Genomic DNA, 23116 nt, shown 5'->3' on the forward strand with positions numbered 1-23116 from the left:
ATAGGTCTCGCACACTCTCGCCGAGAGCTTCGATCCCGACCGTAGCGTCAAACCATCCGTGACTGCTCAACCGCAGCTCGCGGAAACGACACGCTGATATGCACGCCTTTACCGCCCGCGCCGGGTTTCAGCGTGATGTCACCGTGATGAGCGTCCGCGATTTCACGAACGATAGCAAGACCTAGCCCGGTGCCTTCCGTATCCGTCGACGCCCGGAAAAACGGCTCGAATACACGGCTGCGAGATTCGGCAGGAATACCGGGACCGTCGTCCAGCACACTGACGGTGACAGTATCGCCTTCCGCATCCACGCCTACAGTGACGTGGCCACCGCTGCCGGTATAACGGATCGCATTCTCGGCGAGGTTCGCGATCAACGCCTGAAGCAGGCCACGATGTCCCGCAACCGGTGCGGGTCCGTTCAGTTCGGCCCCCAGATCGATGTCGCGGGCCTGCGCAAGCAGCGCGAGATCTTCCACTACTTCCAGGGCAAGCGGCACCAGGTCCACCGTTTCCACGGCGAGTTGGGTGGTGTCGGCGGCCTCGGCTTGCGCGAGCAATAGCAGCTTGTTCGTGAGCCCCACCATAGAACGGTTACTGCGGTGCATCGCAGCCAGTGCTTCATCGAGCGCGGAATTCAAACCGTCCTGCTGGCGCGCGAACTGCAACTGCGTGCCGAGCAGCGTAAGCGGCGTGCGCAACTGGTGCGCTGCGTCGGCGATAAAGCGGCGCTGCGCAGCCACCTGAACACCAAGCCGCGAAATGCACTGATTGATCGCTTCGACAATCGGCCGCAATTCAGTATGCAGGCGCTCGACACGAATCGGCTCGAGTTGCATAGGATCGCGGTCCGCCACATCCTCTTTCACCTTCATTAGCGGCCGCAATTCAAAGGTCAGACCGATGCAGACCAAGGCGACCGCAAGCACGATCATCTCGATCTGCCGCACGAGTTGCGGCTGCCACAACTGCTGGGCCATTGCGTCGCGCGAGCGCACCGTTTTACCGACCGTCACGCGCACGCGGCGCGTCGCGCCGTTGTCGTACATGAGACGCACGAGGCAGACCGCGCGCACGGAATGCCCCTGCAGATGCGTGTCGTAATGATCCGGTGTATCCGGTGCCTGCTCCGGACGCGCCGGGAAATCAGGCGTGCCTGCGAGCAGACGCCCTTCGTCGACACTCACGCTGTAGAACACCTGATCGCGGTAAGGCGACACGAATACTTCGAGCGCGGCGGGCGGCACATCCACGCGCAGGAAGCCGTCCACCCATTCCACTTCGCCTGCGATCATGCGCGCCGACGAGATCAACTGATTGTCCTGCACCAGATCCGCCGTGCGCCGCGCATTGTCGTATTCAGCCTTGCCGGTCACGAACACGTATAACGCGAGCGGCACCAGCAGCCACCACAACAGGCGCATGCGCAAGCTATTGGTCATCTTCTTTCTTGCGCAGCAGATAGCCGAGCCCGCGCAGCGTGACGATAGCTGCCGAACTGCCGTCGAGTTTCTTGCGCAGACGTGAAATATAGATCTCCACAGCGTCTTCGCTCGGCTCGTCTGCGAGCGTGAAGATCGCGTCGACCAGAGCTGGCTTCGTGACGGTTTTGCCCAGCCGCAGGATCAGCGTTTCGAGCACCGAACGCTCGCGCGGCGTAACGTTCAGCGGTGCGCCCTTGAGTGTGAACTGCCGCGTATCGATGTCGAACGCCAGATCGCCGCATACCACTTCGCTCGCCTTTGAGGGCGACTGCCGCCGGATCGCCACCTTGATCCGCGCGATCAGCTCGCGCACTTCGAACGGCTTGACCAGGTAATCGTCCGCGCCGGCTCCGAGCAATTCCACCTTTTCGTCGATCGAACCGCTTGCCGTCAGAATCAGCACCGGCGTCGCATCGCCGCGCTGGCGCAAACGACGCAGCACGTTCTTGCCCGACAGCTTGGGCAGATTCAGGTCGAGCAGGATCACGTCGTAGTGGTTGGTGCGCAGCAACTGGTCGGCCGCGTCGCCGTCCTGCACGGCGTCGAGCGCGAACGCCTCCTGCTCCAGCATCTTCGCGAGCCAGTGCGCCAGCGTGGGGTTGTCTTCGATAAGCAGCAGCTTCATGGCGGGAGCGGCAAAAGTCAGGCCGTCGATTGTGCCGTAAAACAAGGGGTTTGCGCGCTTCCTCTGTGGTTTGCGGCATACGTTGCGGAGTTTGGGCCGGGCGTTGGGGTGAGATTTTGGCGAGGTCGCGGCGAGGTTTCGGGTTAACACCCATGATTTGCCCCCGGCCCAGAAAGCTACCAGAAGGTTTCCAATTTCTATAATCGCCGTCATTCACCCAGAAAGCGCCGCATGCATCACCCAGCGGCGACCAAACCTAAGGAGACTGCTTCATGCGTACCTTGCGCCAGATTGCCGCTGTGTCAGGTGTTGCGTTTACCCTTGCCGCCGCTTCGGCCGCCGCTCACGCGGAAAAGCTCACGATCATGGTCGGCGGCGCCACCAAGATCATCTATCTACCGGCCAAACTCACGGAGCAACTCGGCTACTTCAAGGACGAGGGCCTCGACGTCGAAATCCTCTCGCAACCGGCCGGCGTCGATGCGGAGAACGAACTGCTCGCAGGCGCGGTGCAAGGCGTGGTGGGCTTTTACGACCACACCATCGACCTGCAGAGCAAGGGCAAGGAAGTCCAGGCGCTAGTGGTGTTCGGGCAGGTGCCGGGTGAAGTGGAGATGGTCTCCACCAAGGCCGCCGATACCTTCAAAAGCATGGCCGACTCGAAGGGCAAGACGCTCGGCGTGACCGGACTCGGCTCGTCGACCAGTTTCCTTACGCAATACCTCGCACAACGTGCGGGCGTGCCGTCCACACAATACACACTGCTGCCGGTGGGCGCGGACAACAGCTTTATCGCGGCCATCAAGCAGAACCGCATCGAGGCGGGCATGACGACCGAGCCGACTGTCTCGCAGTTGCTGAAAACCGGCGACGCCAAAGTGCTGGTCGACATGCGCACGCTGGAAAGCACGCGCGCCGCGCTCGGCGGCACCTATCCGGCTTCGAGCTTCTATGTGCAGCGCGCATGGGCGGAGTCGCATAAAGACGAGGCCGCGAAGCTCTCGCATGCTTTCGCGAAGACGCTGAACTTCATCGCGACCCACAGCGCGGAAGAAATCGCCGCGAAGATGCCAAAGGACTACTACGGCAACAATAAAGACCTGTACGTCGGCGCGCTGAAGGCGTCGCTGCCGATGTTCACGAAGGACGGCAAGATGCCCGCCGACGGTCCAGACACGGTGTTGAAGGTGCTGTCGGCGTTCAATCCCTCGGTGAAGGGCAAGCATATCGATCTCGCCAAGACCTACAGCAACGACTACGTGTCGGCGGCGGTCAAGACCGCAGCGAAGTAACGCTCTTTAATCAACGTCACGAGAACAGCGAGGCACCAGCCGATGAATCAACCCATGTCACGCGATACGCCAGCCATCGAGATGCGCAACGTATCGTGCCGTTTCATTTCTCCGGACGGCAAGGCGACGATCGCGTTGCGCGACTTCAGCATGTCCGTGGCGCGCGGCGAATTCGTCGCGGTAGTCGGCCCCACGGGTTGCGGCAAGTCCACCACACTCAGCATGATTACCGGCCTGCTGAAGCCCACCACGGGCGAAGTGCGCGTGATGGGCGCGCCGGTGGACGGCATCGATCCGCGCATCGGCTTCGTGTTTCAGGCCGATGCCGTGTTCCCGTGGCGCTCGGTGCTCGACAACGTGGCGGCGGGCCCGCTGTATCGCGGCCGCTCGAAATCGGCCGCGTATGACGAAGCCAACGAATGGTTGCGCCGCGTGGGCCTCGACAAATTCGGCAAGCACTATCCGCATCAACTGTCCGGTGGTATGAGAAAGCGCGTGGCGCTCGCGCAAACCTTCATCAACAAGCCGGAAATCCTGTTGATGGACGAGCCGTTTTCGGCGCTCGACATGCAGACACGCACGTTGATGCAGGACGAACTTCTGCAATTGTGGGGGGGTGCCGGCTCGGTGGTATTCGTCACGCACGATCTGGAAGAAGCGATTGCACTCGCCGACCGCGTATTCGTGCTGACCGCGCGCCCGGCCACGTTGAAGAAAGTGTACGAGATCGATCTGCCGCGTCCGCGCGTGACGTCGGAGGTTCGCTACGACCCGCGTTTCATCGAAATCTCGCGTGACATCTGGCACGACCTGCGCGAAGAAGTGCAGATCGGTTAATCAAGGAACGGCAAACATGTCTACTACCTCTCAACAGATGATGCCTTCGGGCATCGACGCCGCGTCGCTCGCGCAAGTCGAACGCGTGGCGCAAAAGCGTATCCGGCAACGTCACGCGCTCGTGATCACGTTGCGTATCGTCGTGCTGGTGGTCGTACTCGGCGGGTGGGAACTGTCCGCGCGCCTGAAGTGGATCGACCCGTTCTTTTTCTCGATGCCGAGTGCGATTTTCGACCAGATCGTCGACTGGTTTGTGAACGGCACCTCGCAAGGCCCGCTGCTCACCCAGGTGTGGGTCACGCTCGAAGAAACTGGGCTCGGTTTCATTATCGGTTCGGTGGCCGGTGTGTTCTGCGGCATCGTGCTTGGCCGTAACAAGCTACTGTCCGACGTTTTCAGTCTCTACATCAAGATCGCCAATTCGATTCCGCGCGTGGTGCTCGGCTCGGTGTTCGTGATTGCGCTGGGTCTGGGCATGGCGTCGAAGGTGGCGCTGGCAGTGGTGATGGTGTTCTTCGTCGTGTTCGCCAATGCCTTCCAGGGCGTGCGTGAAGCCGATCGCTACATGATCGCGAATGCGCAGATTCTCGGCGCATCGCGCCGTCAGGTCACCACCTCGGTGGTGATCCCTTCAGCGTTGAGCTGGATTCTTGCCAGCTTGCACGTGAGCTTCGGTTTTGCGTTGGTCGGTGCGGTGGTGGGCGAGTTTCTCGGTTCGAAGCAGGGTATCGGTCTGCTCATTTCCACCGCGCAGGGCGCATTCAACGCGAGTGGCGTATTCGCGGCGATGATCGTGCTGGCTGTGGTCGCACTGGCAGCGGACTATCTGTTGACCGCGGTCGAACAGCGGTTGTTGAAATGGAGGCCGGCAGCGGTTTAAGCGGATTATCCGGGCTGTGTAGAAGACGGCTTCGGGGAAAATGGAATGCCGTTCAGTCACAGGCTGAACGGCATTTTCTTTTGTACGGAACGAAGAACACGAAGTACCTTGAACGCGCAGTTCTGGTGCGCTACGCAGAAGCCGACGAATCCGCCGGTTTAATTCCCCACCGCCTGTCTCCCGCCAACAAACTGGTAGCCAGCGTTCGTTGGCCCGCACGCAACACATTTCCGCTCTCACACTCGCCGCAATAGCGTACAGCCCCGCCGCACAAGGCACTGTGCGCAGTGGCACGGTCGATGCGTAATAAGCGCCACCCAGTCGTGTACTTGCCAACATCGGGTAAATCGAGGTGCGTCATGTCGAGTGTGCAAAGTCAGCGTCGGCCAGTGAATTGGCGAAGCCGGTCTTTTCTCGCAGAAAGCGGTTCGAAGCATCGCAGTCGAACCCGCCACTTTGCTACCGGACTCGTGCCGTTCGGGTTGCGGACCGCCGGTTTCATCGGGCGAGGTCCGAAGCAATTGTGGCCGTACGTTTTGCCGTGGGTATTCGCGGTGCTTACCATCGGCTTCCTCTGCCTCGTCGTGCGCGGCGTACTCACGCGGCAATTGCTGGTGCCGCCCGTCGAAACGCCGCAGTCGCTGGTGGAGCGCGGCTATACGTCGAACTTTCTCGCTGAACGCATCATGTCTTCGATGAGAGCGATCGGCCAGGACGCCGAGTCGATTCCTCACGACACCATGACCGATAACGACGCGCAACCGGACATACAGATCCCCGGTCAGGAAATGTCGTATGCGACGACGGTGCGCTTCATCAAAGGCGTCATCAAGCGCACGGACGTTGTCGTTCACGTCGGCATCACCAAGGTGAACGACAGCGCGGACTCCTATATAGCCCATGTGCAGATAGAGGGCGGCCCCTTCAATTCCCGCGAAAGCACGGTGCCTTTCGAAGGGCGCGATCTGGAAAAGTTTGTGCATGACATTGCGGTCAAAGCCATGCGCCTCGCCGAGCCGAATATTCTCGCCAGCCATCTCTATTCGCAAGTGCAGAAAACCAGGTGCTCGCTCGCGCAGTGCAATTACGGCGAGATCGTCTCGATCTATGACGAGGTGCTGGCACTGCCCGCCTCCGAGCAAGGCGAATGGGCGCTGGCCGGCAAAGCGTGGTTGCTTGCCAATCAGGGCCTGTCCAAAGAGGCCGAACAGCAAACCCGAGAAGCGCTGACCGTGTACACGCATTCGGCGGTGCTGCGCGCAAGCCTCGGCATTGCGCTCGAACAGCAGCATCGCATCGACGACGCGCTCGCAGCATTACGAGCGGGTGCGAGCGAGAAGTCGAAGACGGCTGAAAATCTGCGTCTTCTCGGCGACGTGCTGTTGCATGCGAATCGCTATTCCGAAGCACTCGACGCGTTCAGGCAGGCGGGCAGCATGAAGCCGGACTCCGTCGACAACCTGCACGATTGGGGCGAAGCGCTCGTCACCGTGGGCCGCTACGACGAAGCGATCGAAAAGCTCTCCCGCGCGGTCGCACTGCGCCCCGATCTGGCGCCCTCATACGCGGAATGGGGCCGGGCACTGGATCGCAAAGGCGATCTGCTCGGCGCCTCGCGCAAATATGCGCAAGCGCAGCAACTCGACGCAGGGAGCGTCTCGGCGCGGGAAAGTCATCTGGCGCGGATCGCCAAGGCGGTTCAGGAAGGCGACCGCCCCGACACATCCACACCCGATGGACAGGTCAGACCCGTTTCAAATCCCCCCGCAGCACTTCCGTTTCAAACCGCTTGAGAGCAGTCGGCAGTATTGGATGGACCGCCACATAAATGGCCTGGCCCGAAAGCACTTTACCTTCGCAGTAGTACACACAGTGGAAGAGGAGATGGTCGATGGACAACTTCGATGATGCATTCAAGGCTCTGATCGGAAATGAAGGTGGGTACTCCTTCAATCCGCACGACCCTGGCGGTGAAACTATGTGGGGCGTGACGGCACGCGTGGCGCGCAGCCAGGGTTATACCGGCGCCATGAAAGATCTGCCTCTGGATACTGCGAAACAGATTGCCAAACAGAAGTACTGGGATCCGTTGCACCTCGACGAACTCGACGCGCGAGTGGCCTTCCAGATATTCGACGCCAATTACAACGGCGGCCTGGTGGTGTTGTGGATGCAAAAGGCGTCCGGCGCGAAAGAAGACGGCAAGTTCGGCCCGGACACACTGGACGCGGTCAAAAGCGCTGACCCGTTGAAGTTTGTCATGCGCTTTGCCGCCTATCGCTTGCGTTACCTGCGCAACCTGCATGCATGGCCCAATTTCAGCCGTGGATGGACAGACAGAATGGCCTCTAATCTTCTCCTGGGAGCAGCATGATGGACTGGTCAAAAGTAGCCTCGAACATTGGGGGCACCGCCCCGCTTCTCGCCGGGCTGGTGGGTGGTCCGGTTGGCCTGGGCGTGACAGCCGCCGCTTCGATCATTTCACATGCACTCGGAACGCCAAGCGATCCCACCTTCGTGGAGCCCGCCTTGAACGATCCCGGCGCACTCGAGAAGATCCGCCAGGCAGAGAGTGCGAACTCGTTGCAGTTGCAACAATTGATGGTCACCGCCGCCCAGGCGGGTCTCGCGCACGAAAGCGACATGGCGCGCATCCAGGCCGCCGATCGGGCCGACGCGCGCGCAATGGGAGTCTCCAACAAGGACTGGGTGCCGAAGGTGCTCGCTATGGCGGTTACCGCGGGATTCTTCGGAATTTTGCTGCTCATGGCCTTCCAGCCGCTGCCGGGGCCAAACAAGGATCTCGTCAACGTGATCGTCGGCGCGCTGGGTACGGCGTGGATCAGCATCATCGGTTACTACTTCGGCACGTCGATCGGATCGATGCGCAAGACCGAACTGCTCGCCAAGCCCAGTGTGCCCATTACGCCGGACAGCGCGGTCACGCTGCGTGAGCCCGCATCTTCGGCACCACGTTCACAAGCGGCTCCCGCGCCGTCGCATGCCGAGGTGTTCCAGCAGTTCGCGCCGGGCGCACAGGGTCCGATCTTTTCGGGTAACTGACTGGCGTTCCTGGCGTTCCGCAGTCCGGACGATGCAAGCGGCGAGGGAACGGCTCGCTGTGTGCATCGTCTGTTGAAGTCGTTTTGTCTCAGATTCAGCAACAAACATTACCTGAAACGGTGATTACTCTCTCCAAGTCGCAAAACTAGAATGCAATCACTGACTACGAACGAGAACGCTCGTAGCACGACAAAAACCGAACTGGAGGTAGTTCATCATGAAATCGCTCATTCAAGCTGTTGTTATCGCTGCTGTGCTCGCCGCTCCTGTGGCTTCGTTTGCGCAGTCCAACCAGCCGGTGACCCGCGCCCAAGTGCGTGCCGAACTGATTCAACTCGAAAAGGCAGGCTATCAACCGGGCCGCGACGACCCGTACTACCCGGCTGACATTCAGGCCGCCGAAGCTCGCGTCGCCGCTCAGAACGGCACCGCGCAGGCAGCGGAAAGTGGTTTCGGCGGTGTGGTGAGTGGCGCGTCACAAGCAGGTCGCCCGGTTCCCGCGAACGGCCCGAAATCGGTCTACTTTGGCAATTAAGCGGCAACTAAGCGGCAAAGTGGCCAAGCGGCAATGAGGCGGCGGCTATGCGGTAGTCAAGCGGTAACCCAGCCGTAACCTGCTGTTCAGCGGACTGCCCCGCGCAGGCACCAAGACTTGTGCACGGCGAGGACGCTCAGCGCGCAGATGACATGCGCGCACTGATTCAAAGAACTGGCCCGCGACCGAGTATTCCCGATCGCGGGCCAGTTGTGTATTCCTTACCTCCGTCATCGGGCTTCCGATGACTTCCGCCTGGACCTTCACGGTCCGGGCGCTTTTTCCCAGCGTGCGGTTTGGCGGCGCCTCTGTGAATATCACAACGGCCTCGGCAACAGCCGGTGACGGGTCCGTTTCAGATATTGGGCCCGCGAACCCCGTCAGTCGCGAGCGACCAGATCGCCCACCTGGCCGCGCCCGGTGACGAGACAGCTCGACAGAAAATTCTCGCCCTGACTGCTGGCGCCAGTGTCTCCAAAGCCTTTTTTCAGCGCGTCCGATTTGACCAGTTCGGCGCCCTGATGGCACGTTATCGTCCCCATCTCACCCGCTTGCGCGCGCATCAGCGCCCTATCCGCCATCAGATAGCCGAGCAGCAGCACGACGGCAATATTGAACGCTTGTCTCATGGTTAGCCTCCTCTTTTGAGCAGACTAACGCGAACCTCGGATGCATGGTCCTAGGGGTTTCCCCATCGGGCGCTATTCCATGATGCAGATTAAATCACCCAATGCTTCCGCGCGATCCGCCACGCGGAGCGACCGGACCCGGCGCTGTCCGCAGAAAACGGAACTTCTGGATGCTCCGCTGCACGCGTTTGGTGTTCCGCTCGAACAGCAGATAAACGGCATAGGCATACACATAGCACAGGGCGAGCATGCCCAGCAGCACTAGCGCGCCGCGGGCATCGAACTGGATACGCTGCCCGAATCCGACCGCGGCGACGAATAGAATGAACGAGAAATGCGTCAGATACAGTGAATACGAGAACCCGGAAAACCGTATCGCGATACGCGACAGCGGCGCCGGATGCAGCCGGACGTTTTCCCAGAGAATGCAGCGCAGGAATATGAAGCACGGCACGCCGACGATCCAGTCGTTACTCCACAGGAACAAACGCGAGCACACCAGCGCCGCGACAAACACTGCACCGCTCGCGAGCGTGAACCAGGGCAAGCCCGTACGCGCGCTGCGCGCCGGAAAGCGCTTTTCCAGTACCACCAGGACGACGCCGAGCAGCCATAGTCCGAACCCGCTCAGAAGCGACGGGAACACAATCATCGTGGCGAGTGCGAACGCCGCAGCGGCGAAGGCGCCGAAACCGCGACGCTGGCGCAATAGCACGAAACACGCTGGAAACCAGAGGTAATACCAGAACTCGTTGGCAAGGCTCCACAGCGGCCCATTGGAGCCATAAGTACCGCACGCCAAGGTCTGCAGGAACACGAGATTGCAGGCCAGCGTCGCCGCGCCGAGATGCGACGCGACGTTGATCTGCTGATCGAACGTCCCTTCGGTGCCGAGATAGAATGGTCCGCCCGCCAGCGCGATGCCCATGCGATCCCAAAACATTGTCAGCAGCAGTGCGGGAATCAGCACGATCCACAACCGCGACATGCGCTCGGTCAGATAGCGCTGCCAGTTCCATGTCCCGGCCTCGACCTGGCGCAACACCGAACCGCCCACGAAGTATCCGCTCAGCAGAAAAAACACGATCACCGCAGTGTGGCCGTAGTTGCTGACAAAATAGAACGCCTTGCCCGCCAGCCCGATTCCGGCACTTGAACGGTAGTCGACGAACATGAGATTGCGCAGATGACTCACACATACCGTGCCTGCCGCCAATGCGCGGATCAGGTCCAAAGTGTCGCAATGCTGTTTGCCGGTGGGCGCCATGTGAGTCTGAACTGGACAGAGAAGTTGTCCATCAAACTACGGCTCACCCTGCTTTTATTCGGTACGTTCGCCCACATTGCCTATGAGACAGGCGGGCTATCCGTCGGAATACGGCGAGGCCCCTCATCGAACCGCAAACGGTTCACGAGGTTCAGAAACGCGCTTCGATCTGCCTGATTCTCTGTTCGACCGCGTGACGCACCAGTCCATTCGAAGGCACCAGCAACAGCGACGAAGCGATGATCTGATACACCTTATTGCGCCGTACCTTGGACACTTTCTGCGGATCGAGCCAGGCGTCGTTGTCCACCAGCAGGATCAGCGTCTCCAGACCGATCAGAATCGGCCACAGGCTCGCGAGGCGCAGCCGTACGGCAGACGCGGGAATGGCCAGCGTATAGTCGAGAGCTTCGCGGAAATGATCCACGGTCTTGCGCAGAAGCTCGATCATCAACGGCCGGGCACGCACGGAGTTGCCCGGCAACAGCAGGTCTTGCGCGCTTAGACCATATCGGTCGAGCATGGTCTGCGGAAGGTAGCAGCGGCCGATCCGCAAATCCTTGCCGCAATCACGCAACACGTTGGTCATCTGCAGCGCCTTACCGAAACGCACGCCGCGCCGCGCCATGATCTCGGGCCGTTCCTTCAGCGTGCCCGGCATGTGCGCGTAAGTCATCGTGGTCCAGAATTCGCCCACGCAACCCGCCACCAGATACGTGTAGCGGTCGAGCTCGTCGTATTCGCGCAGCGCCGCGATCTGGCCGGAACGTTCGTCGGGGAAAGTGCGAAGGTCGAACTCCATGCCTTCGGTCAGCGTCGATACGATCTCGCGCACCGCCTCGCGGTCGAATTCGCTCAGTTGCGACAGCACGTCGAGCGCGGGGCCGAGCGATTCGAGCAGGACTTTCTCATCCGACTGGACCTGCTGCCCCGCCACTTCGGCGGCCATGCGCTGGAACAGCGCGGCGTCGTCTGTTGCGCCGTTCACCTGTTCGCGCAGCGATAGCAGCAGGGCAAGCCGCCGTTGGGGCGCGATCAGCGAGGTGTCCGCAATCGTGTCGGCCGCACGCGCCAACAGGTAGGCAAGTCCGATTGGATCGCGCATCCCGGCGGGCAGCACGCGCAGCGTGAGATAGAAGGAGCGTGAAACGCCTTTCAGGAGCGGGCCGAGAAGAAAGGCCCGGGTCGGATTCGGCATGGATGGGATCAGGTCAGGATTGGCGAAAAGCGGGCAAGAATCTGGCGCTGCCGAATTGTATACGGCGCGGCGCTCCCGCTCTCCTTCCCGTCATCTTGCACGGATGAAAGACTTGCCTGCATGCCGGCGCTCAGCACGGGCCGTCGCGCCCATTCGCCACACCTCCCGCATGCGCCGCCCGGTTATTGCCGTTCGCCAAGCCAGCCGCTGCCAGGTAGAATCCCCCTGCATCCATGCCGATGTGCAGCGTTGCCGTCCCGCAGCGGGAACGCGAATTGCTGGCGTATGTAGTTTGAGCAACAGACGGTTCGGGTACGAGCTGTCGCTTTTGCACACCTTGAATGACACTTCGACAATGACTATCCACGAATCTCCGACGTCTTCCCGATCCAATGTCGAAACGGGCGTCCCCGGTTTCGACGAGATCCTGGGCGGAGGTCTGGTCCGCGGCGGCGTCTACCTGCTGGAAGGCATGGCGGGCGCCGGCAAGACGATTCTGTCGAGCCAGATTGGTTTTCATCGTGTAAGCCAGGGCGAGAAGGTGCTGTATATGACCTTGATCGCCGAATCGCACGACAAGCTGCTCGGGCATCTCAAGGGTCTGAGCTTCTTCGACGAGAACGCGGTCGCACAGCAGATGCTGTTCGTGTCCGGCTATCACGAACTGATGCAGGACGGTCTCGACGGCTTCCTCAAGCTGATCGCGTCGAGCATTTATGACTACCGGCCGAGCCTGATGATTATCGACGGCTTTCGCAGCGCGCGCGAATTCAGCGAAACCGAGTTGTCGCTGTCGAAGTTCATTCATGAGCTGAACGCGCTGGTCGCGGCTATGGATTGCACGACCTTGCTGCTCGCCCCGCTCTCCGGTAACGAACCGCATCCGGAACATACGCTGGTCGACGGCCTGATCGAACTGAACCGGTACAGCGACGGCATGCGCCGCGCGCGCGAAATCGAAGTCCACAAGATGCGCGCGCGCAATCACCTGATGGGCAAGCATTTCTTCCGCATTGCCGAAAGCGGCCTGTTGATGTTCCCGCGTCTCGAAGCGCAATGTGCCGTGCAGCCGGGTCCGGTGGATCTGAAAACGCGCCTCGGGTTCGGCCTGCCGCATCTCGACGCCCTGCTCGGCGGCGGCTTTGCGCGAGGCTCCACGACTACGCTGATCGGCCCGTCGGGCGTCGGCAAGACGCTGCTCTGCCTGCAATTTCTCGCCGCCGGCATCGCGCGTGGCGAACGCTGTGTGTATCTGGGCTTCTACGAAGGACCGCAGCGGTTGATCGGCAAAGCCGAGGCTGTGTCGATCGGGCTTACCGAAGCTCATGAGGACGGCCGGCTCGTGATCCAGTGGCAGCCCGCCATTGAGCTCGCCGTCGACGAACTCGCGGCCACCGCACTCGCCACGGTCAGGAAGATCGGCGCGTCGCGCATCGTCATTGACGGCGTAGAAGGATTCCGCGATTCGGCGTTGCGCACCGAGCGCTTCGGCCTCTTTCTGAATGCGCTGCTGCACCAGCTTCGCGAAGCCTGCGTCACCACCTTGCTGACAGAAGAGCTGCCGCTTTACGCCGATTCCAGCCATGCGAAAAGCGTGCGGGTCTCGGCGCTGACCGAAAATCTCCTGCTGCTGCGCTACGCCGAAACGGAGGCGGGTCTGCGGCGCATGATTTCCGTGGTCAAGCAGCGTGAAAGCGCCCACGACACTTCCTTGCGAGAGCTCGTGATTTCGTCTCAGGGTCTCGACGTGGTCGAAAACCTGGGGAACCCCGCCAGCGCGTACCCGGCAACAGGCCTGTCGGCCACGCTGCCACCGCGACGAAATACGTAGCCGCCCATGAAAACCATCCTGGTCGTGGACGACGAGTTCGACATTCTCACGGTATGGCGGCTACTGTTGGAACGGCACGGCTACACCGTGATGGTCGCGTCGAACGGGGCCGCCGCACTCGAACAGATACGCAAGACGCGGCCCGACATCATCGTGTCGGACTGCATGATGCCGGTCATGTCGGGGCTGCAATTGTGCGCGGCGCTGAACGCCGACCCCGATCTGCGCGCCATTCCGATCATTCTGTGCAGCGCGGCCGCGGATATCCCCGTGCAGCCGAATCCGACCATCGAATACGCACGCAAGCCGCTTTCGTTCGACACACTGCTGGCGATGCTTCAGCGCATGGCCGTATAAAGCGGCGCCGGACCGCTGACCTGGCGGGCTGCAGCGCTTGCTGCGAGCGCGCCCGTCCACAACCTCTTTCTCCTTGCGAGAACATCCGGGCTACACGGAAAACCGCGACGAAACGCAACGCCGCAAAAATCCTCCACCCGACCGCTTCCAGCATCTTGAGACGATCGCGCCATTTGTTGAGCGTGCCCAGCGTTCCGCGTTTTGCCACCGCCTTTTACAGTACGCCATCGATCGCGCGAAGCCGGAACAGTGGAGCGCGACGCAATTTTCGGAGGATCGGTGATGAACAGCAATCGTGGGACGATTCCAGTTGCTTTCTTCGGAATCGCAGTGGGCGCGCTGGCGTTCGCCAACTTGTGGCGCGTAGCGATCAGGCTCTGGCACCTGCCGGCCGCCATCGGCACCTTGATGACGGTGGCCGCGCTCGTCGTGTGGCTGGTGATTCTGGCGGCATACGGCCAGAAGTGGCTGACGCATGCCGCCGAAGCCCGCGCGGAAATGCAGCATCCTGTGCAATCGTCGTTTGCGGCGCTCGGCCCCGTTTCGAGTCTGCTGGCCGCGCAGCTTCTCCAGCCGTACGCGCACACTTTGGCGCTCGCGCTGTTCGGCGTGGCCGTGGTCGCGCAACTCGCGCTCGGCGTGTATTTGCATGGACGGCTCTGGCAGGGCGGGCGCAAGCCCGAACTGGTGACACCTGCCATTTATCTGCCGACCGTGGCACCGAGCTTCGTGGCGGGCACGGCTGCGGCCGCCTTCGGGTTCCATCAACTGGGCGGGCTTTTTTTCGGGGTGGGTCTGTTGTCGTGGCTCGCGATCGAATCGCTGATCCTGCACCGCGCCGCCGTGCATGAACCGCTGCCCGACGCATTGCGCCCGTTGCTGGGCGTGCAACTCGCGCCGCCGGTGGTGGGAGGCGTGACCTATCTGAGCCTGAGCAGCGGCACGCCCGACCTGTTCGCCCTGGCCCTGCTAGGTTACGGCCTGTACCAGGCGCTGTTGCTGCTGCGTCTGCTGCCGTGGATTCGCCAACAGGCTTTCGTGCCGGGTTACTGGGCCTTCAGCTTCGGCGTAGCAGCACTGCCCACAATGGTCCTTCGGATGGTCGAACGAGGCGCGACGGGTCCGGTCGAATGGGCCGCGCCGGGTCTGTTCATCGCGGCGAATCTGATCATCGCGATTCTGGTGGTGAAGACGCTGGGTTTGCTGGTGCATGGCAAGCTGATTCCCGCCACGGCCACTGCGGCCGCCGGTTCGCGGCCCGCATCGCAGGCACCGGCCGCTTCACGTATCGTACGGGCCGGCTAGCTCCCCGGAACGGATGGAGCGAGGCTATCGGAATTCGGCCGGCCGCTGACAAACGATGATAAGTTAGTCAACTCAAAAGAAAACCTTATGCCTTCGCCATGCGACCGTATCTTCCGTTGAACGCGCTGCGCGCTTTCGAATCGTCCGCGCGGCATCTGAGTTTCACGCGCGCGGCGCTCGAACTGAACGTCACCCAGGCCGCCGTCAGCCAGCAGGTCAGAACCCTGGAGGAGCGGCTCGGCACTGCACTTTTCAAGCGTCTGCCGCGCGGCCTTGCCATGACCGATGAAGGTCTCGCGCTGCGTCCCGTGTTGACCGATGCGTTCGATCGTATCGAAGCCGTACTCAAGCAATTCGAAGGTGGCCACTTTCACGAGGTGCTGACGGTCGGCGTAGTGGGCACGTTCGCGGTGGGCTGGCTGATGCCGCGCCTGAAGTCGTTTCGCGACGCGCATCCGTTCGTCGAACTGCGCCTGCTCACGAACAACAATCTGGTCGATCTCGCGACCGAAGGTCTCGACTTCGCGATCCGCTTCGGCGACGGCACGTGGCCCGGTTCGCTCGCAACCCGCCTGCTCGACGCGCCGCTCGCGCTGCTATGTACGCCGGAGATCGCCGCGCGTCTGTCGAAGCCGGAGGATCTCGCCAACGAGACCTTGCTGCGCTCCTATCGCGCCGACGACTGGATCAGCTGGTTCGCGGCCGCTGGCATTCCGCCGCGGCCGATTCGCGGACCGGTGTTCGATTCGTCGCGATTGATGGTGGAAGCGGCGATGCAGGGCGCGGGTATCGCGCTCGCACCCGCATTGATGTTCGATCACGAGATCAACACAGGCCGGCTTGTGCACCCGTTCGAGGTGGAGGTTCATGCCGGCAGTTACTGGCTGACTTGGTTGAAGGGCAAACCCATTACACCGGCGATGCTGCTGTTCAATCGGTGGATCATCAAGGAGGCGGCCGCACAGGCGCCGAATTAGCCGGCTAGCAAAGCACCGTGCGGCGATGGCCGTTCATTGCGGGCCGTTCGGCTTGCGGCGGGAACACATTCCACGAGCCGTCGTCATGACGGAAGAAGAAGATCGACAGCAGCCCGCCAGGCCGCAAAGCTTCCACGCACACATAGCGCTGATGCTGCGATGCGCGGTGGCAGAACTGCACGACGCGCGCGGGCATCGACGGGGTCGGGGCGAGCCATTTGTCCACAGCCCAATGCAAGCTCTTTTCTGCGGCAGCCATGATGTTCTCCTTGAATACCTGAATCACTGAAAATGAGGGGTGCCCGTTCACGCCATCCGCACGGAACCCTGAGCGCCCTTCGCACTGCTTTCCACGAAAGCCTTCACGAGGCACACCAGCGCATGCATGCCGGTGCGCGGATGGCGCAGGCAGCAATGCACTTGTTCGCTGCGGCTTTCACCGAGCAGGCACCACGAACAGAAGTGCTCGCAGTTGTTCGTGAGCAGGCGATAGTGGTTTTCGCCGAGACGGGAGCGCGCGCGCCGTACGGCTTCGTCGCCGACGTAGCGGGCGGACGGAGTCGAACGGATCGACAGCGGGTGGCCGGCGGCGAATTGTTCCAGTTCCACTTCCTCAACCGGGCCGCGATGCGCTGAGCTCGCAAAGCCCGCGTAATGAACCACGCGACCATTGCCCACATAGATACCGTGGTGTTCGTAACCGCGACGTTGCGTGACGAGATGCGCGCCGACCGGCAGGTCGATGGTGGACGCGGCGTCGCGGCGGTCTTCGCTGCTTTCGCTGCTCGTCTGAAGAGGGTTCGTGTTCATGGCTGGCCTCGCTTCGATTTCCAACACTGTTGCGAGGTTATTTGCATCATCCGGGCCATGCGCGCGAAAGCCTTTATTTAAAGGGTTTCGCGGGAAATCGGATCGTTGCGGATGCGACGAGTGTCCGTTGCCAGCCGACAGAATTTCGCCCAAAGTGTTGGCGTAGGGCGCTCATTCGTCACGGCTGCGCGGGGTGGAAGCGCGTCGATTAATGAGGACGGGTGAAACGCCTCGATGTGTTGGGCGCAGTATCGGTTCAATCCCGAGCTTGTTGGGCGCCAGCCGACCCATGACTACGCGCCTCACCTTGCGCGGGATATGCAAGCACGCGGAATCGCCCGGCAATCAAGGCGTTACGGCAAACCGCGTGAATCGTCCGCGAATTGGCATGGCACTTGCACCATTTCGCCCAGACTCATTCAAACCGCGCGTCACCGCGCGCGTTACACGCGGCCAACCGGAGAACGACATGGCTTCTATCACAGTGAACGACCTCTCGCTGAACCTCGCGCTAGACCGTAAAGCGATGACAGCGATTCGCGGTGGCGGCGGCGCACCGTGGGTATACGGCTGGATCCAGCCTTATGTACGCAATACGCCGAGCATTGGACCCGTCGTGAACCTGTACGACGTGACCAACAACTTCTATGCTAACCAGATGATCAACACGTTCCAGTCGATCGACGTACGCAACGCCGGCGCGAACTCGAACATCAGTGTCTCCCCCGACGCACGCAGCAGAAACGATACGGTGTAAACGTTGTGACCTGTGCCAGCCAATTTCGCTGGACGTCGTCCGCGCGTTCCGACGCCGGACGCGTCCGCGAAATCAACGAAGATGCCTGCCTCGACCAGTCCGAGCTCGGACGCTGGGCCGTCGCCGACGGCATGGGCGGGCACGCGGTCGGCGATCTGGCGAGCCGTCTGGTGATCGATGCACTCGCCCGGCTCACCTCGCCGGTCAGCATGAAAGCCTTCGTCGCCGACGCGCGCGCGCGCCTGCAAAGCGCCAATCGTCAACTGCGGGAAGAAGCCGCGCGACGCCAGGTGCAGCGTATCGGCAGTACGGTCGTCGTGCTGCTCGCCTGCGACCGCTTCTGCGGCTATGTGTGGGCCGGCGACAGTCGCCTGTATCTGCTGCGCGAAGGCAGCTTGCGGCAGCTCACACGCGATCACAGTCAGGTCGAAGCGCTCAAGTCGCTCGGCGTGATCTCCGAGGAAGAGGCACGGCATCATCCGGCGCAGCACATGATTACGCGCGCTGTAGGCGCGACAGACGTGCTCGAACTCGACGACGATGCCATCGAAGTCGTGGACGGCGACGTCTTCCTTCTCTGCAGCGACGGCCTGAGCAACGAGGTCAGCGAAGAAGACATGCTCGCCGTGCTGAGCAAGGCGGCGAGCGCGAACGCCTCTGAAGAGCTCGTCGACCTGGCGCTCGCGCGCGGCGGTCGCGACAACATCACCGCCGTGGTCGTGCGCGCAGAAGATCCCAACGCATCGGACAAAACCCTGCTTAACCCGGCCCCCTGAGCGCATCTTCGTCGCGCTGCGGGCTTACGTCTCGCCTTCTTCGTCGTCATGGTCGTCCGCGCCGTTCCTGTTCGCGGCCGGCTGATTGCGGTTGCGGAAATCCTTTGAATGCAGACCATGCTTCTTCAGCAGCATCTGCAGATGCGAACGGTTCATGTCGATACGGCGAGCCAGTTCCGCGACCGTGCCGCTCACTTCGCGAAGGCCGCGCTCGAGAAAGGCTTTTTCGGCGTCGTCGCTGGCGGCACGCTTGGCGTCGCTCAACGACATCAGGTTCGTCACGCTGATTGGTTCCTGCCCCGTGGCAGTCGCGGCGTTAAACGACGACGCCGCTCCGGGCGCCGCCGGTCGCATGTCCAGCGGCAAGTGATCGATATCGGCCATATCGCCGGCCAGACACGACACGCGATACATCACGTTGCGCAGTTCGCGGATATTGCCCGGATACGCATAGTTGAGCAGAAAGTCCCGCAGACGCGGCGTCATTCGCACGGGCCTGCGCTTCAACGTACCGGCGGCTTCATCGCCGAACCACGCAATCAGCAATGGGATTTCATCGCGACGCTCGCGCAGCGGCGGCAGCGTGACATGAATCACGCTGAGCCGGTAGAACAGATCCTCGCGAAACTTGCCCTCTTCGCTGAGTTGCCGCAGATTGCGGTTGGTCGCCGCGACGATGCGCGTATCCACCGCGATTGTTTCATCGGAGCCGACGCGCTGAATCTCATGCGCTTCCAGCACGCGCAGCAGCTTCACCTGGCCGGCGAGCGGCAATTCGCCGATCTCGTCGAGAAAAATGGTACCCGTATGCGCGCTTTCGAATTTCCCCTTGCGGTCGCTCGAAGCCCCCGTGAACGCGCCTTTGCGATGTCCGAACAGTTCCGACTCCAGCAGATTGTCGGGAATCGCGCCGCAGTTCACGGAAATAAACGGTTTGTCGGCGCGCGAGCCGTTGGCGTGAATCACCTTCGCCATCAGCTCCTTGCCGGTGCCGCTTTCGCCGTCGATCAGCACGGGTAGATCGGTCGGCGCCGCTTTCTCGGCGATTTCGAGCGATTCGAGCAAACGCGGATTGTCGCCGAAAGTCCCCTCGAAAATGAAGCTGCGTTCGAGTAGCGCTTTGCGCCGCGCGCCGCGCGATTGATCGACACGCTCCTGGGGCTCGGCGGCCACTGCCGCTTGCACGAAACGTTCCTTGTGCGACAGTTGCATCACCTCGTCGCGTAGCGAGGTGGCTTGCCGGAGTAGTTTGTCGATGTCCGCGCGCTCCAGCCGCGACGACCAGCGCAACGTGGAGCGCAAAATCTCGATCCGCTCGATCAGCCCCGCATACGAAATTGCGGGACTGGCCTCTTCAATCTGGTCGAGTATCTTCATCATCACGCACTCAACTGTTTCTGGACCAACTGGTAATACATACCGCCGCGCTGAATCAGCTCTTCGTGACGGCCCTGTTCCACAATCGCTCCTTCGTACAGCACGAGAATCTTGTCCGCACGCATGATCGTGCTGAGTCTATGCGCGATGATCACCGCCGTGCGGCCTTTCAGGATGTCGTGCATATTGCCGAGAATATTGCTTTCCGATTGCGAGTCCAGTGCCGAAGTCGCTTCGTCGAATACCAGCAGCCGCGGATCGTGATACAGCGCCCGCGCAATGCACAACCGCTGGATCTGCCCGCCCGACAAACCGATTCCGCGCTCACCGACAATCTGCTCATAGCCGAGCGGCATCTTGCTGATGAACGCGTGTGCGTCGGCCATCTTCGCCACTTCCTCGATGCGGCGCCGATCGGGCGCATCGTCTCCGCTCGCGATATTCTCGGCAATCGTGCCGGAAAACAGCAGGTTGCTCTGCATCACATAGCCGATCTGCGCGCGGTAATAGGCTTTATCGACCACGCCGAGATCGTAACCGTCTATCGTCATCTTGCCCTCGGTTGGCGTGTAGAAGCCGACCAGCAACTTGGCGAGCGTGGTCTTGCCCGAACCGCTGCGCCCGACTATCGCCACCAGTTCACCCGGCTTGATATCGAAGCTGATGTTTTCGAGCACGTACGACGAGTCGTTTTCGCCGTAGCGGAAATAAACGCCGCTCAGACTGATTTCGCCCTGGAGTTCTGGCAGCATCACACGCGAAGGCAGATCCTGAGGCTTCTGCTCGGGTTCGATATCGAGTACATCGCCAAGGCGTTCCATTGCCACGCCGGCATCATTCAGCATGCTCCACAAGCCGACCAGGCCCATCAACGGACCCAGTACGCTGCCCATGAACGCGTTGAACGCGATCAACTGGCCGATCGTCATTTCGCGCGCCAGCACGAGATTCGCGCCGACCCAGAGAATCGCAATCGTGGTCGCGGCATTCAGCAACTGACTGCCGAGTCCCACGAGAATGTTGAACGCATGCGCGCGATATTGCACTTCGAGCGCCTTCGCGTACTTCTTCTCCCAACGCAAACGCACCGGCCGCTCGATACCCATGCCCTTGATGGTCTCGACACCTGCGAGCGCTTCCATCAGAAACGACTTCGATTCGGTCGACGCGGTGAACACTTCGCGCGCATAGCCTTTGATCTTAGGCGTGGCGATCGCGGTCAGCGCCATGATCGGAATGACGAACGCAATCAACACCAGCGTCATCTTCACGTTGTAGACGAACATGATCGTGAAGTAGATGAACACCATCAGCAGGTTCAGCGCCGTGGTGACTGTGGATTCGGTCAGGAAAGCGCGGATCGTCTGGTTCTCCTGGAAGCGCGCGAAAATGTCGCCGGTCTTGCGCTTGGCGAAAAACGAGAATGGCAGCGACAGGGTGTGCCTGAAGAACTGCGACATCATCGCGAAGTCCATATTGCGCACCATGAAATTGGCCAGATAGGCGCGAATCGACGACATCAACTGCGAAAAGACATTGGCGATAATCAAGCCGCCAATCAGCAGATGCAGCAGGCTGACATTCTGATGCACGATCACGCCGTCCAGAATGTTCTGGATAATCAGCGGCGGAATCACGCCCAATACCTGAATCACGAAGGTGGCGAGAAACAGGTGGCCGAGAATCTTCTTGTACGGCGTGAGGTAGCCGACAAAGCGGATCCACGGCGAACGCGCGGCGGACATTTGCAGCAGATTCGGGCCGCCGGCAAACAGCAGACAGGTGCCGCTCCAGCCGCGCTCGAAATCTTCGACGGTCATCTTCCTGAAGCCGACCGCCGGGTCCGCGACCCACACATAATCTTTTGAAAGCCCATACACCACGACATAGTGGTAGCCCTCCCAGTGCACGATGAACGGCAGGTCGAAGCCGCGCAACGAATCGAACGTGCATTGCACGCCGCGCGCTGTGAAGCCAAGCGACTCGCCCGCACGCGCGAGACTGTCGAGCGTGGCGCCCTGAGTGGTGACGTTGGCGAGTTCGCGCAATTTGCCGAGCGTCATCGGAATGCTGTAGTGGCGGCATATCATCGCAAGACATGCCGCGCCGCAGTCCATTTCCTCGGCCTGTTCGACCAGCGCGAAGCGTTTGATCACCTTCTCGCCAAACTCGGGTTTGGTCTGCAGATCGAGCATGAGCGGCAGCTTGCGCCGCTGTTCGAGCCGCTTTTGCCGCTGCAATTCGCGGTCGCCGTAACGAATCCGCTCGTCGAGTACTTCGCGCAACTTCGGATTGCGTTCGAGAATGAAGTGGACCGTGCGCTCAGGAATCACCAGTAGCCGCGTATCGGTCGTCGCGACAGCCGAGGCCATCTGCTCCTGGCGCATCAGGCAAGCTTTCTCGCCGAATATCTCGCCTTCGCCGAGCGTGGCGAGCGTGTAGTCACGACCTTCCTCGTGCCGGACAATACGCACTTGGCCCTGCCGCACCACATACAACCGCCGGTCCTCGCGTCCATCCTGCTTGAGAATCTCCTTGCCGGCTGCGACCCGCTTCACACCGACGCTGCGCACATACTCTTCGAGTTCCGCCTTGTTCAGCTTGCCACGCAGATCGAACAGTTGCGCGACGAAACCGCCCGCGGAGTTGATTGCCACATAACTGGCGACGAACGCCAGCGCGGCCTGATTGCCGGCGATCACCGGCTCGATCGCGGCACGCGGAATGAACAGCAACTCGGTTTTCGCCGACGCCCGCACCGACGCTTCGTGAACATAGGCGCGCAGCATCGCGATATCGGCAAAGATCTCGCCGGATTTGCGCACCCCCATGCTGGTTTCCTTGCCGTGCTCCTCCGTGAAAATCCGCACGGAACCCGAGCGAACCACGTATAGCCCGTCGGCCGTCTCGCCCGCGGAGCAGACCGTTTCGCCGAAGGAATAGAAGCGCGCTTGCGCATATTCGGCAAGACGCTCGATCTCGTCGCGCGAAAATGGCGAAAGGATCTCCACCGAGGTCAGAAACTCGGCTGCGGAGGGCGCGGTCTGGGGTGCATCCATGTGCTTGCGGACCTCGAATCGGCGTGTCGTGGCGTTGTTTCAATGCGGCATGCAGGG

Annotated in this window: 22 protein-coding genes; 13 read left to right on the top strand and 9 right to left on the bottom strand. The window is 61.3% G+C overall.

What is annotated here, in order from left to right; genetic code table 11:
• Positions 1-47 precede the first annotated feature (47 nt).
• Together PDMSB3_RS33715 and PDMSB3_RS33720 are read right to left on the bottom strand one after the other, a co-directional pair.
• The gene (locus PDMSB3_RS33715; RefSeq protein ID WP_165189290.1) at positions 48-1442 is read right to left on the bottom strand and encodes a sensor histidine kinase; all 1395 of its coding nucleotides are present in this window, start codon (positions 1440-1442) and stop codon (positions 48-50) included.
• The gene (locus tag PDMSB3_RS33720) at positions 1432-2109 is read right to left on the bottom strand and encodes a response regulator (RefSeq protein WP_011492737.1); all 678 of its coding nucleotides are present in this window, start codon (positions 2107-2109) and stop codon (positions 1432-1434) included. The genes PDMSB3_RS33715 and PDMSB3_RS33720 overlap by 11 nt, the downstream gene beginning before the upstream one ends.
• Before the next feature lie 272 nt (positions 2110-2381).
• On the opposite strand from PDMSB3_RS33720, the gene PDMSB3_RS33725 reads away from it, so the two are divergent.
• The 7 genes from PDMSB3_RS33725 (at position 2382) to PDMSB3_RS33755 (ending at position 8716) form a co-directional block, all read left to right on the top strand.
• Positions 2382-3401, top strand: coding sequence for an ABC transporter substrate-binding protein (locus tag PDMSB3_RS33725; RefSeq protein WP_165189293.1), 1020 nt, complete (start codon positions 2382-2384; stop codon positions 3399-3401).
• Between the two features lie 42 nt (positions 3402-3443).
• Complete coding sequence (locus tag PDMSB3_RS33730) at positions 3444-4238, top strand: ABC transporter ATP-binding protein (protein ID WP_007178237.1); 795 nt, start codon at positions 3444-3446, stop codon at positions 4236-4238.
• Between the two features lie 16 nt (positions 4239-4254).
• Positions 4255-5118: an ABC transporter permease gene (locus PDMSB3_RS33735; protein ID WP_007178238.1), complete on the top strand. Its 864-nt coding sequence runs from the start codon at positions 4255-4257 to the stop codon at positions 5116-5118.
• A gap of 359 nt (positions 5119-5477) precedes the next feature.
• Positions 5478-6911, top strand: a complete 1434-nt coding sequence (locus PDMSB3_RS33740; protein WP_165189296.1) for a tetratricopeptide repeat protein — start codon at positions 5478-5480, stop codon at positions 6909-6911.
• Between the two features lie 98 nt (positions 6912-7009).
• Positions 7010-7492 carry a glycoside hydrolase family 108 protein gene (locus PDMSB3_RS33745; RefSeq protein WP_007178240.1) on the top strand — a complete coding sequence of 161 codons (483 nt, stop codon included), beginning with the start codon at positions 7010-7012 and terminating at the stop codon, positions 7490-7492.
• Positions 7492-8181: a hypothetical protein gene (locus PDMSB3_RS33750; RefSeq protein WP_165189723.1), complete on the top strand. Its 690-nt coding sequence runs from the start codon at positions 7492-7494 to the stop codon at positions 8179-8181. Before PDMSB3_RS33745 ends, PDMSB3_RS33750 begins: the two co-directional genes overlap by 1 nt.
• Positions 8182-8398: 217 nt before the next feature.
• Positions 8399-8716, top strand: a complete 318-nt coding sequence (locus PDMSB3_RS33755) for a DUF4148 domain-containing protein (RefSeq protein ID WP_007178242.1) — start codon at positions 8399-8401, stop codon at positions 8714-8716.
• A gap of 380 nt (positions 8717-9096) precedes the next feature.
• Here PDMSB3_RS33755 and PDMSB3_RS33760 read toward each other — a convergent pair whose 3' ends face one another.
• The 3 genes from PDMSB3_RS33760 to PDMSB3_RS33770 form a co-directional block, all read right to left on the bottom strand.
• Positions 9097-9345: a hypothetical protein gene (locus PDMSB3_RS33760; protein WP_007178243.1), complete on the bottom strand. Its 249-nt coding sequence runs from the start codon at positions 9343-9345 to the stop codon at positions 9097-9099.
• Positions 9346-9439: 94 nt separating this feature from the next.
• A complete protein-coding gene (locus PDMSB3_RS33765; RefSeq protein WP_165189299.1) occupies positions 9440-10612 on the bottom strand; it encodes an acyltransferase family protein in 1173 nt (390 codons plus the stop codon).
• A 151-nt stretch (positions 10613-10763) separates the two neighbouring features.
• On the bottom strand, positions 10764-11810 hold the full coding sequence (locus PDMSB3_RS33770) for a phytoene/squalene synthase family protein (protein WP_165189302.1): 1047 nt from the start codon (positions 11808-11810) through the stop codon (positions 10764-10766).
• Between the two features lie 355 nt (positions 11811-12165).
• Here PDMSB3_RS33770 and PDMSB3_RS33775 point away from each other — a divergent pair, with 355 nt between their 5' ends.
• The 4 genes from PDMSB3_RS33775 (at position 12166) to PDMSB3_RS33790 (ending at position 16280) form a co-directional block, all read left to right on the top strand.
• Positions 12166-13641: an ATPase domain-containing protein gene (locus PDMSB3_RS33775; RefSeq protein WP_165189305.1), complete on the top strand. Its 1476-nt coding sequence runs from the start codon at positions 12166-12168 to the stop codon at positions 13639-13641.
• Positions 13642-13647: 6 nt separating this feature from the next.
• Positions 13648-13998: a response regulator gene (locus tag PDMSB3_RS33780; protein WP_007178247.1), complete on the top strand. Its 351-nt coding sequence runs from the start codon at positions 13648-13650 to the stop codon at positions 13996-13998.
• A 282-nt stretch (positions 13999-14280) separates the two neighbouring features.
• Entirely contained in the window at positions 14281-15303 is a 1023-nt protein-coding gene (tehA, locus tag PDMSB3_RS33785; protein ID WP_007178248.1) for a dicarboxylate transporter/tellurite-resistance protein TehA, read from the top strand.
• A 98-nt stretch (positions 15304-15401) separates the two neighbouring features.
• Positions 15402-16280 (top strand): LysR family transcriptional regulator, encoded by an 879-nt coding sequence (locus tag PDMSB3_RS33790; RefSeq protein ID WP_165189308.1) that lies wholly within the window; start codon positions 15402-15404, stop codon positions 16278-16280.
• A gap of 4 nt (positions 16281-16284) precedes the next feature.
• Here the strand turns inward: PDMSB3_RS33790 and PDMSB3_RS33795 are convergent, their stop codons facing one another.
• Together PDMSB3_RS33795 and PDMSB3_RS33800 are read right to left on the bottom strand one after the other, a co-directional pair.
• On the bottom strand, positions 16285-16539 hold the full coding sequence (locus PDMSB3_RS33795) for a hypothetical protein (protein ID WP_007178250.1): 255 nt from the start codon (positions 16537-16539) through the stop codon (positions 16285-16287).
• Positions 16540-16586: 47 nt separating this feature from the next.
• Positions 16587-17090: a lecithin retinol acyltransferase family protein gene (locus tag PDMSB3_RS33800; RefSeq protein WP_007178251.1), complete on the bottom strand. Its 504-nt coding sequence runs from the start codon at positions 17088-17090 to the stop codon at positions 16587-16589.
• 469 nt (positions 17091-17559) lie between these two features.
• Between PDMSB3_RS33800 and PDMSB3_RS33805 the strand changes: the two genes are divergently transcribed.
• Together PDMSB3_RS33805 and PDMSB3_RS33810 are read left to right on the top strand one after the other, a co-directional pair.
• Positions 17560-17847 carry a hypothetical protein gene (locus PDMSB3_RS33805; protein ID WP_007178252.1) on the top strand — a complete coding sequence of 96 codons (288 nt, stop codon included), beginning with the start codon at positions 17560-17562 and terminating at the stop codon, positions 17845-17847.
• 5 nt (positions 17848-17852) lie between these two features.
• The gene (locus PDMSB3_RS33810; RefSeq protein WP_007178253.1) at positions 17853-18623 is read left to right on the top strand and encodes a PP2C family protein-serine/threonine phosphatase; all 771 of its coding nucleotides are present in this window, start codon (positions 17853-17855) and stop codon (positions 18621-18623) included.
• 24 nt (positions 18624-18647) lie between these two features.
• Here PDMSB3_RS33810 and PDMSB3_RS33815 read toward each other — a convergent pair whose 3' ends face one another.
• Both PDMSB3_RS33815 and PDMSB3_RS33820 read right to left on the bottom strand, forming a co-directional pair.
• A complete protein-coding gene (locus tag PDMSB3_RS33815) occupies positions 18648-20003 on the bottom strand; it encodes a sigma-54 interaction domain-containing protein (RefSeq protein WP_007178254.1) in 1356 nt (451 codons plus the stop codon).
• On the bottom strand, positions 20003-23059 hold the full coding sequence (locus PDMSB3_RS33820; RefSeq protein WP_007178255.1) for a peptidase domain-containing ABC transporter: 3057 nt from the start codon (positions 23057-23059) through the stop codon (positions 20003-20005). The genes PDMSB3_RS33815 and PDMSB3_RS33820 overlap by 1 nt, the downstream gene beginning before the upstream one ends.
• Positions 23060-23116: the final 57 nt, after the last annotated feature.

The sequence above is a fragment of the Paraburkholderia dioscoreae genome (assembly GCF_902459535.1).
GTDB lineage: Bacteria > Pseudomonadota > Gammaproteobacteria > Burkholderiales > Burkholderiaceae > Paraburkholderia > Paraburkholderia dioscoreae.

Excerpts from the sequence above, each read along its gene's own strand:
- PDMSB3_RS33715 (WP_165189290.1), bottom strand. The coding sequence starts at position 1,442 with ATGACCAATAGCTTGCGCATGCGCCTGTTGTGGTGGCTGCTGGTGCCG.
- PDMSB3_RS33720 (WP_011492737.1), bottom strand. The coding sequence starts at position 2,109 with ATGAAGCTGCTGCTTATCGAAGACAACCCCACGCTGGCGCACTGGCTC.
- PDMSB3_RS33725 (WP_165189293.1), top strand. The coding sequence starts at position 2,382 with ATGCGTACCTTGCGCCAGATTGCCGCTGTGTCAGGTGTTGCGTTTACC.
- PDMSB3_RS33730 (WP_007178237.1), top strand. The coding sequence starts at position 3,444 with ATGAATCAACCCATGTCACGCGATACGCCAGCCATCGAGATGCGCAAC.
- PDMSB3_RS33735 (WP_007178238.1), top strand. The coding sequence starts at position 4,255 with ATGTCTACTACCTCTCAACAGATGATGCCTTCGGGCATCGACGCCGCG.
- PDMSB3_RS33740 (WP_165189296.1), top strand. The coding sequence starts at position 5,478 with ATGTCGAGTGTGCAAAGTCAGCGTCGGCCAGTGAATTGGCGAAGCCGG.
- PDMSB3_RS33745 (WP_007178240.1), top strand. The coding sequence starts at position 7,010 with ATGGACAACTTCGATGATGCATTCAAGGCTCTGATCGGAAATGAAGGT.
- PDMSB3_RS33750 (WP_165189723.1), top strand. The coding sequence starts at position 7,492 with ATGGACTGGTCAAAAGTAGCCTCGAACATTGGGGGCACCGCCCCGCTT.
- PDMSB3_RS33755 (WP_007178242.1), top strand. The coding sequence starts at position 8,399 with ATGAAATCGCTCATTCAAGCTGTTGTTATCGCTGCTGTGCTCGCCGCT.
- PDMSB3_RS33760 (WP_007178243.1), bottom strand. The coding sequence starts at position 9,345 with ATGAGACAAGCGTTCAATATTGCCGTCGTGCTGCTGCTCGGCTATCTG.
- PDMSB3_RS33765 (WP_165189299.1), bottom strand. The coding sequence starts at position 10,612 with ATGGCGCCCACCGGCAAACAGCATTGCGACACTTTGGACCTGATCCGC.
- PDMSB3_RS33770 (WP_165189302.1), bottom strand. The coding sequence starts at position 11,810 with ATGCCGAATCCGACCCGGGCCTTTCTTCTCGGCCCGCTCCTGAAAGGC.
- PDMSB3_RS33775 (WP_165189305.1), top strand. The coding sequence starts at position 12,166 with ATGACTATCCACGAATCTCCGACGTCTTCCCGATCCAATGTCGAAACG.
- PDMSB3_RS33780 (WP_007178247.1), top strand. The coding sequence starts at position 13,648 with ATGAAAACCATCCTGGTCGTGGACGACGAGTTCGACATTCTCACGGTA.
- tehA (WP_007178248.1), top strand. The coding sequence starts at position 14,281 with ATGAACAGCAATCGTGGGACGATTCCAGTTGCTTTCTTCGGAATCGCA.
- PDMSB3_RS33790 (WP_165189308.1), top strand. The coding sequence starts at position 15,402 with ATGCGACCGTATCTTCCGTTGAACGCGCTGCGCGCTTTCGAATCGTCC.
- PDMSB3_RS33795 (WP_007178250.1), bottom strand. The coding sequence starts at position 16,539 with ATGGCTGCCGCAGAAAAGAGCTTGCATTGGGCTGTGGACAAATGGCTC.
- PDMSB3_RS33800 (WP_007178251.1), bottom strand. The coding sequence starts at position 17,090 with ATGAACACGAACCCTCTTCAGACGAGCAGCGAAAGCAGCGAAGACCGC.
- PDMSB3_RS33805 (WP_007178252.1), top strand. The coding sequence starts at position 17,560 with ATGGCTTCTATCACAGTGAACGACCTCTCGCTGAACCTCGCGCTAGAC.
- PDMSB3_RS33815 (WP_007178254.1), bottom strand. The coding sequence starts at position 20,003 with ATGATGAAGATACTCGACCAGATTGAAGAGGCCAGTCCCGCAATTTCG.
- PDMSB3_RS33820 (WP_007178255.1), bottom strand. The coding sequence starts at position 23,059 with ATGGATGCACCCCAGACCGCGCCCTCCGCAGCCGAGTTTCTGACCTCG.